We start from the raw sequence: 13,828 nt of genomic DNA on the forward strand, positions 1-13,828 counted from the left end.
TTGCGGGCTTAGCCCTTGAGCACGGCGGCCATGGCGTCGGCCACGTAGTCGACGTTGCGGCTGTTGAGGCCCGCCACGCACATGCGACCGGAGCGAACCAGGTAGACGGCGAACTCTTCCCGAAGGCGGTCCACCTGCTCCGGCGTGAAGCCGGTGTAGCTGAACATGCCGCGTTGGTTGATGAAGTAACTGAAGTCGCGGCCCGGCACCTTGGCACTCAGCACCTCGAACAGCTTCTGGCGCATGGCCTTGATGCGGGTGCGCATCTCGGTCACCTCACCGACCCACATGGCGTGCAGGCTGGCGTCGTTCATCACCGCCGCGGTGATCTGGCCGCCGTGGGTGGGGGGGCTGGAGTAGTTGCGGCGCACGGTGGCCTTCATCTGGCCCAGCACCCGGCTCGCCTCTTCGGCATCCTGGCAGATGACCGACAGGCCGCCGCAGCGCTCGCCGTAGAAGGAGAGGTTCTTGGAGAAGGAGTTGCTGACGAAGAAGCTGACACCGGCGGCCACCATGGCGCGGATGGCATAGGCATCCTCTTCCAGCCCGTCACCGAAGCCCTGATAGGCGATGTCCATGAAGGGGATCAGGTTCTTCTCGACCACCAGGGCGATCACCTGGTCCCACTGGGCACGGGAGAGATCCACCCCGGTCGGGTTGTGGCAGCAGGGGTGCAGCAGCACGATGCTTTTCGCAGGCAGGCTGCTCAGGCAGTCGATCATGGCGTCGAACTGCACGCCGCCGGTGGCCGCATCGTAATAGGGGTAGTCGTGCACCTTGATGCCGGCCCCCTCGAACATCGCCTTGTGGTTGTCCCAGGTGGGATTGCTGACCCACACCTCGGAGGTCGGGAAGTAGCGCTTGAGCAGATCGGCACCGATCTTCAGGGCGCCGGAGCCGCCGATGGTCTGGATGGTGGCGATGCGACCCGCCTTGACCGCTTCGTGCTCGGCGCCAAACAGCAGGTGCTGCACCGCGGTGCGGTAGTTGGCGGCGCCTTCCATCGGCTGGTAGGGGCGCGGGGCCGGGGCGGCGGCGCGCTGCGCTTCGGCCTGCTGCACCGACGGCAGCAGCGGAATGCGGCCCTGCTCGTCGTAATAGAGGCCGATCCCCAGGTTCACCTTCTGCTCGCGGGTATCTTTGTGGAAGGTCTCGACTAGCGTCAGTATGGGGTCGCCAGCATAGGCATCGACGTGTTCAAACATGGGGGGTCCTTGAAGTTGACTGTCCAATTCGGCCGGCCATCAGCCGGGCCGATATGATGGCGCAATCCAGAGGTGGCCTCAAGTTGTTCGAGATGGCGACAGGGCTGACAAAGTCTGTCGCAGTGGTAAGCGCGGGGCCCTTGTCAGGATCCTGCATCCCGTCTGCACGTTCCCCCCATTTTGTCAGAGAAGGCTGCCTTATCGGGATCGTTTGGATAATATATGGATACATACGGCCCCTCTCATTCCCCTTACACCCATCCGGGGGAGTCAGGTTCAGCGCCACCTGAGACAAATTAATAGTTGCATAATAGTCAGGCTATTCTTTTGACAACCATTGCAGTGTGCCCGGCCCCTTCGGGGGGCCCACGATAACAGGTGACTCATCGCCGATGACCCGACACGTTTCTGATGCCGATTCTCCCTGGCTGGACTGGCACGGCCTGGGTGGCTGGAATGTCTATTTTCTTGCCAAGTTCGCCCTGCTCTGGGCGGGCTACCTCAATTTTCACCCGCTGATCAACCTGGTGTTTGCCGCCTTCCTGATCTTTCCCCTGCCAAGGGCCGGGTGGCGCCGTGCGCGGCACTGGCTGGCGTTGCCGGTGGGGGCGGGGATCTTCTATCACGACACCTGGTTGCCGGGGATAGAGAGCATTCTCGATCAGGGCAGCCAGGTCTTCTCCTTCACCCTGGACTACTGGCTGGAGCTGCTCGGGCGCTTCATCAACTGGGAGATGGTGGGTATCGGCTTCGTGATGCTGACCCTCTACCTCTTCATCGCCCAGTGGCTGCGCTTCACCCCCTGGATCCTGCTGGCGCTGCTCTGGCTCTGGGTCTCGCCCCAGGTGAGCAATCCCTTCGCGAGCAGCAAGGGGGCGAGCGAGCACGTCGTGAACACGTCCCGGGAGGAGACCCGCCCCTCAGTGCTGCCCATGGAGGAGCAGCTTGACCAGAGTGCCCCGCCGACCAACGAGAACCTCAACGCCTATCTCGATGACTTCTATCGGGAGGAGCAGGAGAGACTGGTGCACTTCCCGGAGAGCCTGCCAGCCCAGGCGACCCCCTTCGATGTGCTCATCATCAATGTCTGCTCCCTGGCCTGGCGTGACGTGGAGGCGAGCGGCCTGACCGGGCACCCGGTCTGGTCCCACTTCGACATTCGCTTCAACCGCTTCAACTCCGCCACCTCCTACAGCGGCCCGAGCTCCATTCGCCTGCTGCGGGCCAGTTGCGGGCAGACCAGCCACCAGGGGCTCTATGTGACGGCGCCGAAGCAATGCCTGCTGTTCGAGAACCTGGCCCAGCTCGGCTTTGCCAAACAGGTGGCCATGGATCACTCGGGGGATTTTGGCAACTACCTGACCGGCCTGCAGCAGTATGCCGGGCTGGATGTGACCCCCATGGACAAGAAGGGGCTGGCCCATGATCTCGCCTCCTTCGATGGCGAGCCCATCTATCGCGGGGATGCCCTGTTCGGCCGCTGGCTGAACGAGCGGACACAGAGTCAGGCGGCACGCAACGTCACCTTCTTCAACCTCATCGCCCTGCACGATGGCAACCGCTATGTGGCGAGCCGCCAGATAGCGCCCTACAAGGCGAGGCTCAAGACCCTGCTGGATCAGCTGGACGACTTCATGACGACGCTGGAGCAATCCGGCCGCAAGGTGGCCGTGGTGATGGTGCCTGAGCACGGCGCCGCTCTCACCGGCGACAAGATGCAGATGGCCGGGCTGCGGGACATTCCCAGCCCGAGCATCACCCAGGTGCCGGTGGGGGTTGCCCTGCTCGGTACCAAGGCGCCCCACGAAGCGACCCGCAACGTGGACACCCCCAGCAGCTTCCTGGCGGTATCAGAACTGGTCTCTAGGCTGGTGGGGAAGGATGTGTTCGGGAGCGAGACCATCGATTGGGATGCCCTGCTGGGCGACCTGCCGCAGACCCCGTCGGTGTCCGAGAACCAGGGCTCGGTGGTGATCGAATATCAGGGCAAGTACCACATCAAGCTGGGGCAGGGGGACTGGGTCCCCTATCCCCAATGAGACCGGAAGTGACGATGCGCAGCGAACGGCAATCAGACATGCAGACCCCCTTCGGCGTCCCGGTGGAGGGCACGGTGATCAATGACGTGGCCATGGTCCAGCAGGCCTTTGGTGTCAGCCTCTCCTATCAGGATATTGCCGCCAGGGAGCGGCTCGCCGCCTTGTGCGCACGCTTCCCCCTGCTGGCGGAGGTGGCAGTGAAAGGGCCCGAGGGGACTGGCGAGGGGAGGTCTGCATGAAGGCGATCGCCCTGCAGGGGATCCGGGGAGGCGTGGGGACCACCGCCATCGTGGCCGGACTGGCCCAGGCTGCCCATGAGCAGGGGGCAAGGGTGCTGGCGGTGGATCTCTGCCCGGACAACCAGCTTGGCATCCACCTTGGCCTGCCCCATGACGATCCGGGAGGCTGGAGCCGGCTGACCCAGCCGGCGCGGGAGTGGCGAGGTGCGCTTCACCGCCGGGAGGAGGGACTGGATCTGCTCTCCCATGGCGGGGGGGAGGGGGCGTCGGCCGAGTGGCTGGCGGGGATCGATGGCTATGATCTGGTGCTGCTGGATCTGCCCCTGGGCATGGCCCCCGTCATCCCCTGCAGGCGCTTGCTGGTGGTCAATGCGGATGCCAACTGCCATGTGCGGCTTCACCGCCACCCCTGGGCGGCCGATGAGCGTCTGCTGGTGACCCAGTTCTCCAGCCAGCGGGCCCTGCAGCAGGGGTTGCTGGATCTCTGGCTGGCAGGGGGGCTCCCTCTGCTCAATCTTCATCTGCACAGGGACGAAGCCATGGCGGAGGCCATGGCCGCCAAGCTGCCGGTCGGCCGCTATGCGCCCACCAGTCTGGTTGCCCACGAGCTGGCCGCTCTGGCGACCTGGTGTCTGGCAGAGGGGGAGGTGCCCCGATGAGAGTGCGGCTGCTGACGCCGGCTGCGGGCCTCTGGTGCTCGCAGCGCTATCGCGCACTGCGCGAGCGGGGGGCTTCCCGCCCGGGGGCGGCCGCATTGACCCTGGGCTGGCTGCTGGCCTGGGCTCTCTTCCCCCTCGAGCGTCATGGCTGGCAATGGGTGCTGGGCCATGCCCGGGGGCTCTATCCCCAGCTGACGCACCCCCGGGTGGGGGATCCCCTGCGCGTTCTGTTGCAGAGCCTCTGGATGATAGTGCGTCGCCCACAGCCCATCCCTCTGCGCTGGCCCGCCTCCTGGCAGCGGATCTGGCACCGGGGCACACAGACTCTCGGCGCCTTCCTGGCCCGGCAGGAGGAGAAAGGGCTGGCCGCCGCCAGGGCCACGCCCCGCGAGGCACGCTGGAAAAGCGTGCTGCTCTGCGTGGTGGCCGGGAGCCTCTCCCTGATCTGCGTCACCCAGCCGTTCACCCTGCAGGCGCAACTGGTGTTCGTCCTCCTGCTGGCGGCCATGGCCTTCATCCTGCGGGCCGTGCCGGGCCGTTATCCCATGCTGATGATGATGGTGCTCTCCCTCACCATCTCCTGCCGCTACATCTGGTGGCGCTACACCTCGACCCTCGACTGGTTCGACCCCGTCAGCCTGGCCTGCGGCCTGCTGCTGCTGGCCGCCGAGACCTATGCCTGGCTGGTGCTGCTGCTCGGCTACTGGCAGACCGCATGGCCCCTGCACCGCCCTCCGGCACAACTGCCGGCGGATCCGGCCCAGTGGCCCAGCGTGGATCTGATGATCCCCACCTACAACGAGGATCTCGCCATCGTGAAGGGGACTGTCTACGCCGCCATGGGGCTCGACTGGCCCGCCGACAAGCTGACCATCTGGCTGCTTGACGACGGGGGGCGGGCGGCGTTTCGCGACTTCGCCGAGGAGGCCGGGATCCGCTATGTGGCCCGGTCGACCCATGAGCACGCCAAGGCGGGCAACATCAATCACGCCCTCAAGATGGCCACCGGGGAGCTGGTCGCCATCTTCGACTGTGACCACCTGCCGACCCGCTCCTTCCTGCAGATGACCGTGGGCTGGTTCTACCGGGATCCCCGTCTGGGCGTGGTCCAGACCCCCCACCACTTCTTCTCCGCCGATCCGTTCGAACACAACCTGCAACGGTTTCGCAAGATGCCGAACGAGGGGGCTCTCTTCTACGGCCTGGTCCAGGATGGCAACGACATGTGGGACGCCAGCTTCTTCTGCGGATCCTGCGCCGTCATCAAGCGCACTGCCCTTGACGAGATCGGCGGCATCGCGGTGGAGACGGTCACCGAGGATGCCCACACCTCCCTGCGGCTGCACCGCCTCGGCTACACCTCGGCCTATATCCGGATCCCGCTGGCGGCGGGGCTGGCCACCGAAAGCCTCTCTGCCCACATCGGTCAGCGCATCCGGTGGGCGCGCGGCATGGTGCAGATCCTGCGTCTGGACAACCCCCTCTTCGGCAAGGGGCTCAAGCTGGGGCAGCGGCTGTGCTACTTCAATGCCATGCTGCATTTCCTCTCGGGCATACCGAGGCTCATCTTCCTGACGGCGCCGCTCGCCTTCCTTATCCTGCACGCCTACATCATCTATGCCCCGGCGGCGGCCATCGCCCTCTACATGTTGCCGCACATCTTCCACAGCGCTCTGACCAACTCCCGGTTGCAGGGCAAGGTGCGCCACTCCTTCTGGGGCGAGGTCTATGAGACGGTGCTGGCCTGGTACATCGCCAGGCCGACCACGGTGGCGCTCTTTGCACCCCACAAGGGGACGTTCAACGTGACTGCCAAGGGGGGGATGACGGAGGAGGTGTTCCTCGATCTGTCGGTCTCCCGCCCCTATCTGCTGCTGATCCTGCTCAATCTGTGCGGGCTGGGGTTCGGCCTCTGGCGCATCGGCACCGGCCCTGCCGACGAGGTGCCGACCCTGATCCTCAGCATGATCTGGACCCTCTACAACATGACCATACTGGGCGGCGCCCTGGCGGTGGCCTTCGAGTCGCGGCAGGTCCGTGCCAACCCCAGGGTGGAGATGGTGATGCCGGCGGCCATCAGGCTGGCGAACGGTCACCTCTACCCCTGTACCGTCAGGGATTACTCCAACGGGGGGGTCGGGGTGCTGCTCGAGGCGCCCCTGCCCCTGGCCGACAAGGAGAGGGTCTGGTTGCTGCTGCGCCATGACCAGCGGGAGCAGGCGTTCGCCGCCAAGGTGCAGCGGGTGTTCGGCTGCAAGCTGGGACTGGAGCTGGAGCCCATGGCGCAGGCACAGCATGTCGAGTTCATCCAGTGCACCTTCGCCCGGGCCGATACCTGGTCCCTGTGGCAGCAGCGTCTGGGCAAGGATCGCCCCCTCCACAGCCTGATCGACATTACCCTGCTCGGCTGGGGGGCTTACTGGCGTCTGGCCCGTACCTCACCCATCGGCTTTGTTTGTATCCTCCTCGAGAAGCTGGCTCGCTGGCTCCTCTCCTTCGTTCCCCGTCGCGTCTCCCCAGATTTCCGGGCCGGGACTCCGACCTCACAGACAGTGAAAGGATGATGAAACCACAACGCTACCTTATTCCTCTCCTGCTGATGGCGCAGGGTGCGACCGCCGCCGAGGCCGTCGGCCCCCTGCCGCCCGTTCCCGCTCCGGTGCGCACCCAGGGGATGAGCTTCGAACAGATGGCATCATCGCCAGGCACCCTGTCCCTGCGCGGCAATGCGCCAGACGGACTGGCCGACTTCACCGTGCGGCGGGACGAGGTGGTGACCCGGGCCACCCTGGATCTGAACTTCACGCCATCGCCCTCCCTGCTGCCGCTCATCTCCCAGGTCAAGGTCTATCTCAATGACGAGCTGATGGGGGTGACGGCCCTCAACCAGGATCAGATGGGGACGATGACCCATGCCAGCATCGAGCTGGATCCCCGCTATGCCAAGGATTTCAACCGCCTCAAGGTGAGCTTCGTCGGCCACTATCGGAAAGTGTGCGAGAACCCGGCGAGCGATACCCTCTGGCTCAACGTCAACCGGGACAGCCAGCTGACCCTGCAGTTGCAGACCCTGCCGGTGCGCAACGAGCTCTCCTTCTTCCCCATGCCGTTCCTCGATGTGCGGGACAATGGCAAGCTGACTCTGCCCATGGTGTTCACGGGCTCAGTGCCCCCGGAGCAGCAGCAGGCGGCGGCGGTGCTGGCCTCCTGGTTCGGCACCAAGGCCCAGTGGCGGGGCCAGCATTTCCCGGTGCTCATCAACCAGTTGCCGGATCGCAACGCCGTGATCTTTGCCACCAATGACGCGCGCCCCGATTTCCTGGTGGACTATCCCGAGGTGAAGGGGCCCACCATCGACATGATCAGCTCCCCCGACAACCCCTATGTGAAGCTGCTGCTGATCCTGGGGCGGGATCAGCAGGATCTGCTGACGGCGGTGCAGGGGCTGGCGCGAGGCGATGTCATGCTGCGTGGCCAGAGCGTCATGGTGGACGAGGTGAAGCCGCTCTCCCCGCGTCAACCCTACGACGCCCCGAACTGGGTGCGACTGGATCGCAAGATGCGCTTTGACGAGCTCACGGAGTACCCGGGCCAGTTGCAGGCAACGGGGCGCACGCTGTGGCCCATGAGCCTGACGCTGCGCCTGCCGCCGGATCTCTACCTGCTGGGGGAGAACGGCATCAGGACGGAGCTGAAGTATCACCACACCTCGCCCACCCTGCGCGACGGTTCCCGGCTGGATGTGGCGGTCAACGGCCAGCTCATGAAGTCGTTCACGCTCGAGCCCGGCGAGGTCAAGAGTGAGCGGTTGCTGACCCTGCCGCTCTGGTTTGCCGACGACGGCGACACCATGGCGCTGCGCATGCCCGGGCTCAAGACCACCCAGGCCAACAGCCTGAGCTTCTCGTTCGAGTATGCCCAGCAATACATGGGAGGAACGGAGGATGGCCGTTGCGACCTAGTGATGCCGCCTGCCCATCAGGTGCGCATCGACGAGGGCTCCACCATCGACTTCACCGGCTATCGCCACTTCATCGAGATGCCCGACCTCAAGGCGTTCGCCTATGCCGGCTTCCCGTTCAGCCGGATGGCGGATCTCGCCGACACCCAGATTGTCATGCCGGCCAGACCCCATCCCGGGCAGATCACCACCTTGCTCGATGCCGTCGGTGCCATCGGGGCCGAGACCGGGTATCCGGCGCTCTCCCTGCAGGTTCTGGACGACTGGGAGCGGGCGCGCACTGCGGATCGGGATACCCTGCTCATCGGCACCCTGCCGGAGGAGTTTCGAGGGGATCTGGCTCCCGACGCCCTGCTGCAATCCACGCGCAGCTGGGTCAACGAGCCAACCCGCCAGCACAAGGGGGATCTGCTGCACACCATGGCCGATCGCCAGCCCCAGGCCCGGGTGGGCATGACGGGCAACCGGGCCATCGCCGTCATCCTGGGGCTGCAATCGCCGACCCATGATCAGCGCAGCCTGGTGGCCTTGCTGGCGGATGGGCCGGCGGGGGTCACATTGCTCAATGAGGCCCTGCAGACCCGGCCCCTGCGCGATCAGGTAGCAGGCTCGGTGGCCATCATCCGGGAATCCGGGGTGAAGAGCCTGGTGGTGGGGGATCGCTACGAGGTGGGCTACCTGCCGTGGTGGGAGCGTCTCTGGCAACTGTTTGCCCGTTATCCGGTGCGTCTTGCCGGGCTGACCCTGCTCTGCATGCTGTTACTGGGCTGGGGCCTGCGGGTGCTGCTTGCCAGTGCCAGTCGCCGCCGTCTGAAGGAAGATTAAGAGATGACTCAGATGAAAAATGTCTGTGGTGCCCTGCTCCTCTGGGCCCTTTGTTCCCTCCCGGCGCAGGCCGTCTGCCACTGGCCGGAGTGGGATCACTTTCGCCAGCACTACATCAGCGAAGAGGGCAGGGTCATCGACCCTGCCGACGGGCACCGCATCACCACCTCGGAAGGCCAGAGCTATGCCCTCTTCTTCGCCCTGGTCAACGATGACAGGGAGACCTTTGCCCGCCTGCTCGACTGGACGGAGCGGCAGCTCGCCCGCGGGGATCTGACCGGCTTCCTGCCATCCTGGCTCTGGGGCAGGCAGCAGGACGACAACTGGGGCGTGCTGGACGCGAACAGCGCGTCGGATTCGGATCTCTGGATAGCCTACAGCCTGCTGGAGGCGGGTCGCCTGTGGGACAACCACAGCTACTCTGCCCTCGGCACCCTGTTGCTGCGCCGTATCGCCCGGGAAGAGGTCGCCACGCTGCCGGGTCTCGGCCCCGTGTTGCTGCCCGGGGCGAAAGGCTATGAGGGGGAGGGAAGCTGGACCCTCAATCCCAGCTATCTGCCTCCACAACTGCTGGCCAGATTCGCCTCCTTCCAGGGGCCCTGGGGCGAGATGCGGGCCCTCTTGCCCAAGCTGTTGCAGGAGAGTGCGCCCCGTGGCTTTGCCCCGGACTGGGTGGACTGGCAGGCCGACAAGGGATGGCAGGTGACGGCGGACAAGGGCGACACCGGTGGCTATGACGCCATCCGCGTCTATCTCTGGCTCGGCATGCTGAGCGAGGAGGATCCCGCCAGGGCTTCCCTGGTGGCCCATTTTGCCCCCATGCTGGCGCAGCTGACCGAATCGGGTCATCTTCCCGAGCGGGTCTCCAGCCAAAGTGGTCAGGTTCAGGGCAAGGGGCCGAGCGGCTTTGCTGCCGCCCTCCTGCCCCTGTCACGGGGCTTGCCGGCGCAGGTCACCTTGCGCAAGCAGGTCTCCGATCACGGGCTGGATGCGAATGCCTACTACGGCAGCGTGCTGACCCTGTTCGGCGCAGGCTGGGATCAGGGGCGTTATCGCTTTGCCGCCGACGGTACCCTGCAGCCGGATTGGAGCGAGTCATGTCAGGCAGAGTGACCCTGGGGTGCCTGCTCGCCTGCCTGATGAGCGGAGCCCTGGCGCAAGGGACGGTACAGCCGGTGGCCTGGCTGCTGGAGCAGGTCAGGATTGGCGAGGCTCGTGGGCGGGAAGATCTCGTCAGCAACAGCCTCTATTCTCTCTCCCTGGTGGAGCCCGATCATCCGGAGCTGCTGGCAGCCCAGGCCCGTCAGGCCCTGCGCCAGGGCAAGGTCAAGGAGGCCGGGACACTGCTGGCCCGCCTTGGCAAGCAAGACCCCGACTCTGCGCTCTATCGTCAGGGCATGGCCAACCTGGCCCTGAACGAACCGGCCAGGCGCCAGCAACTGCAACAAGCCAGGCTGCTGACCAGCGCCGGCAGGCTGGAGGAGGCCGAGCGTCTTTATCGCTCCCTGTTCTCCGGTGATTTGCCCCCCAATCTCGACGTGGCGGTGGATTATGCCCTGTTGCAGACACGGATCCCGGCCATGAAGGCAAAGGGGCTGGCGGCCCTGGAGGCACTCAACCGGCAATATCCGGGTGAGCCCAGAGTGCGGGGCGGGCTGGCTCGCCTCTATCTGGCGGAGGGTCGGCGCCAGGGGGCGCAGAACCTGTTGCGCGAGATGGCGCGAGACCCCTATCAGCGGGACGAGGCCGCCGAGATCTGGCTCGCGGACATCGAATCCCTGCCCATCGGTCCCGGGAGCATCGCTGCCTTGCAGGAGTACATGGTGCTCTTTGGCGAAGGGGATACCACCAAGGCGGAACAGCTGCTCGCTACCCAGGAGGAGAAGTGGGCCTCGCCTGCCTATCGTGCACGCCAGTCGGCGCTCGCAAGCACGGCGGGAGGTAGTGCCTCCATCTCCCGCTTGCAGCGTGCCCTGGCTGCCAACCCGGGGGATCCCGAACTCATGGGGGCCCTTGGGCAGGCCTACTCCCGCAACGATCAACGAGCGCTGGCCATCGCCCAGTTTGAACGGGTGCTGGCACACCCCGAGGTGACCGAGAAGGACAAATGGCGCAGCCTGCTGGCCACCAACCGCTACTGGCTGCTGGTGAGCCAGGGGCGCAGCGCCCTGGAACGGGAGCAGTGGGATGAGGCGGCGACCCTGTATCGCCGTGCCATCGCCCAGGATGGGCGTGAGCCCGAAGCCTGGCTGGGGCTCGGAGACAGCGAGCGTGGCCGTCATCGCGATGCCGACGCGGAGTCCGCCTATCGCAAGGCGCTCGCCATGGGGAGCGCGCGGGAGCGGGCCCTGGCCCGCCTGTTCGATCTCTACAAGGAGCAGGATCCGGCACGTGCCCTGGCCCTGCTGGAGCAGCAGGGCACCCCCGGGATGCAGGCCGAAGGGCGGCGGCTCAAGGCCGGGCTGTTGCAGGAGGAGGCCGATCAGCTTGATCGGGCCGGCAAGGTGGCGGCGGCGCTGCGCCTTCGCGAGCAGGCACTCGCGCTGACCCCGGAAGAGGTGTGGCTGGCCTATCGAGTGGCCGATACCCGGGCCCGCCTCGGGGAAGCCGGGAGCGGGGAGCGGCTCTTGCGGGAACGGCTGGCGGTGCACCCGCAGGATGCCACCCTGCGCTACGCCACCGCACTCTATCTCTCGGGGCAGGACAAGATGGTGGAGGCGAGAGGGGTGCTGGCCGCCATCCCTAGGTCCGGCTGGACACAGGACATGAATGCGCTGGATCGGCGCCTCGCCCGTGACGAGGTGCTCGCCAGGGCGAGGGCGCGTCACGAGGCCGGGGATGATGAGGGGGCCGAACGCCTGCTTCAGCCGTTGCAGCCGGATGAAGAGGCGAGTCTGATGCTGGCGGAGTGGGCCACGGATCGGGGGGCCTATGCACTGGCGGAGCAGCGCTATCAGGAGGTGCTTGCCCGCACGCCGCAACAGCCCGAGGCCAGGCTCGGCATGGCCGAACTGGCCCAGGCCAGGGGCGATCTGGCAAAGGCCCGTCACTGGCTGCCCGCCTGGCCGGTCAGCCCGCTGCCCCCGGAGGGGGCCAACTACTACCGCCGGGTAGCCAATCTCTATCAGGCGCTGGGAGAGGGCGAGACAGCCCGCGCCATCTTCACCGACTACGAACCCCTGGTGGCGATGCAACCAGCCTCCCAGCAGACGGCGCTGTTCTGGCGCGATGCCGCCCGCCAGCGCGTTGCCGAGCATGATGTGGAAGGGGCTCTGGTGCGGGATCGCAAGGGGCTGGTGGCCGCAGGTCTGGCCCCCCGCGAGGATCTGGAGGGGGGCGAGCTGACCCGGCTGGCACGCAGTCAGGATGGGGAGGGGTGGCTGGCATCCGGCCTGCGCAGCGATCTTGACAGACATTACCGGCAGAGTCAGACCACCTTCTCCCTCGACAGCGATTACTGGGGCTCCAGCGGTACCGGGGGCTACTCGGATCTGCGGGCGCTGACCCAGATGGCGCAACTGGATACGCCGCTGGCCGGTGGTACCGTCTTCGGCCGTCTTGAACTGGTCGACATGGATGCCGGAGATCTGCCGGACTCCCCTTACCGTGCGCAGTTCGGTACCTGCGCGGCCAGGGACTGTCGCGGGGACGCGCACCAGCAGAGCCGGGGCACCACCCTGGCGGCAGGCTGGCAGCGGGGGGCCTGGGCGTTCGATCTGGGGACCACGCCCCTCGGTTTCGAGGTGGTGGACTGGGTCGGGGGCGCCACCTTGACCGGTGACTGGCACACGCTGGGGTGGGGGATGACCCTCTCGCGTCGGCCCGTCAGCAGCTCGCTGCTCTCCTATGGGGGAACGGTGGATCCGGGCACGGGCATCAGCTGGGGCGGGGTGCGGGCGAACGGGATCCGCCTCGATCTCAGCCGGGATCTGGGAGGGGCAGTCGGGTTCTGGGGCAGCGCCCAGCAGCACCTGCTGACCGGCAAGAACGTGCCCGACAACTGGCGCACCCGGCTCATGGGAGGGGGCTATTACAAGTTCGTCAACGAGACCCATCGCCGTGCCAGCGTGGGGCTCAGCACCATGCTGTGGCACTACCAGCAGGATCTGGGGGGCTATACCCTGGGGCAGGGGGGTTATTACAGCCCGCAGGGGTACTTCTCGCTCTCGGTGCCGGTCAGCTACCGGCAGCGTACCCCGGACTGGTCATGGGAGCTGGGGGGATCGGGATCCTGGTCCTACGCCCGAACCGACGACAGCCGTCGCTACCCGCTGGAAGGCCTGCTGCCCGCCGGTTTGCCAGACAGAAATGCGCCTGTGAAAGGGGGCAGTAGCAGTGGATTCGGCTACACCCTGAATGGCGTGGTGGAACACAGGCTGACGGAACACTGGCGCATCGGTGGCCGGGTGGACATCCAGCAGGCGGATGACTATGCCCCCAGCCATGTCACCCTGTTCCTGCGCTACACTTTCAAGCCCTGGCAAGGGGATCTCGACATGCCGCCAAGGCCTCTCACCCCCTACGCGGACTTCGACTGACAGAGGCGCCCGTCATCACCGGGCGCCCTTATTTCAGATAGGAACGCAGTACCCTCACCACCTGATCCAGATCGTCCAGCCGTTCGGCATGGGTCGCCTCCTCGGCGCCAAGATGCTCGCGCATGTGCCCCTCCAGCACCTCCAGCATCAGGCCGTTGACGGCGCCGCGGATGGCGGCGATCTGCTGCAGGATGGCGGCGCAGTCTGTTTCCTGTTCCAGGGCGCTCTCCAGGGCGCCGGTCTGCCCCTTGATGCGCCTGACCCGTGCCAGCAGCTTCTTCTTGTCGTGAACCGTGTGTGACATGCAGGATCCTCTCGATCAATAAAACTATACTGGGGTATAGTATATAGCATCCTCGTTT

The 13,828-nt window shown here is 66.0% G+C and carries 9 protein-coding genes; 7 read left to right on the forward strand and 2 right to left on the reverse strand.

Annotated elements, in window-relative coordinates; genetic code table 11:
- Positions 1–8 precede the first annotated feature (8 nt).
- Entirely contained in the window at positions 9–1,205 is a 1,197-nt protein-coding gene (locus AB5Y47_RS11780) for an amino acid aminotransferase (protein WP_201888879.1), read from the reverse strand.
- Between the two features lie 392 nt (positions 1,206–1,597).
- On the opposite strand from AB5Y47_RS11780, the gene bcsG reads away from it, so the two are divergent.
- From bcsG to bcsC, 7 genes are read left to right on the forward strand one after another with little or no spacing between them, the layout of a single operon-like run.
- A complete protein-coding gene (gene bcsG / locus AB5Y47_RS11785) occupies positions 1,598–3,244 on the forward strand; it encodes a cellulose biosynthesis protein BcsG (RefSeq protein WP_368220256.1) in 1,647 nt (548 codons plus the stop codon).
- A gap of 14 nt (positions 3,245–3,258) precedes the next feature.
- Positions 3,259–3,483 carry a cellulose biosynthesis protein BcsR gene (gene bcsR / locus AB5Y47_RS11790; protein ID WP_010672842.1) on the forward strand — a complete coding sequence of 75 codons (225 nt, stop codon included), beginning with the start codon at positions 3,259–3,261 and terminating at the stop codon, positions 3,481–3,483.
- Entirely contained in the window at positions 3,480–4,142 is a 663-nt protein-coding gene (bcsQ, locus tag AB5Y47_RS11795; protein ID WP_049635956.1) for a cellulose biosynthesis protein BcsQ, read from the forward strand. Before bcsR ends, bcsQ begins: the two co-directional genes overlap by 4 nt.
- Positions 4,139–6,706: a UDP-forming cellulose synthase catalytic subunit gene (gene bcsA / locus AB5Y47_RS11800; protein ID WP_049635955.1), complete on the forward strand. Its 2,568-nt coding sequence runs from the start codon at positions 4,139–4,141 to the stop codon at positions 6,704–6,706. Before bcsQ ends, bcsA begins: the two co-directional genes overlap by 4 nt.
- Positions 6,706–8,928, forward strand: coding sequence for a cellulose biosynthesis cyclic di-GMP-binding regulatory protein BcsB (gene bcsB, locus AB5Y47_RS11805; protein WP_368220257.1), 2,223 nt, complete (start codon positions 6,706–6,708; stop codon positions 8,926–8,928). Before bcsA ends, bcsB begins: the two co-directional genes overlap by 1 nt.
- Before the next feature lie 3 nt (positions 8,929–8,931).
- Positions 8,932–10,041: a cellulose synthase complex periplasmic endoglucanase BcsZ gene (bcsZ, locus tag AB5Y47_RS11810; RefSeq protein WP_368220258.1), complete on the forward strand. Its 1,110-nt coding sequence runs from the start codon at positions 8,932–8,934 to the stop codon at positions 10,039–10,041.
- Positions 10,026–13,466 (forward strand): cellulose synthase complex outer membrane protein BcsC, encoded by a 3,441-nt coding sequence (bcsC, locus tag AB5Y47_RS11815; RefSeq protein WP_368220259.1) that lies wholly within the window; start codon positions 10,026–10,028, stop codon positions 13,464–13,466. Before bcsZ ends, bcsC begins: the two co-directional genes overlap by 16 nt.
- Positions 13,467–13,494: 28 nt before the next feature.
- Here the strand turns inward: bcsC and AB5Y47_RS11820 are convergent, their stop codons facing one another.
- Positions 13,495–13,770, reverse strand: a complete 276-nt coding sequence (locus tag AB5Y47_RS11820) for a metal/formaldehyde-sensitive transcriptional repressor (protein WP_052814969.1) — start codon at positions 13,768–13,770, stop codon at positions 13,495–13,497.
- Positions 13,771–13,828 lie beyond the last annotated feature (58 nt).

This window comes from Aeromonas sp. R7-2, assembly GCF_040908105.1.
GTDB classification, from domain to species: Bacteria; Pseudomonadota; Gammaproteobacteria; order Enterobacterales; family Aeromonadaceae; genus Aeromonas; species Aeromonas caviae.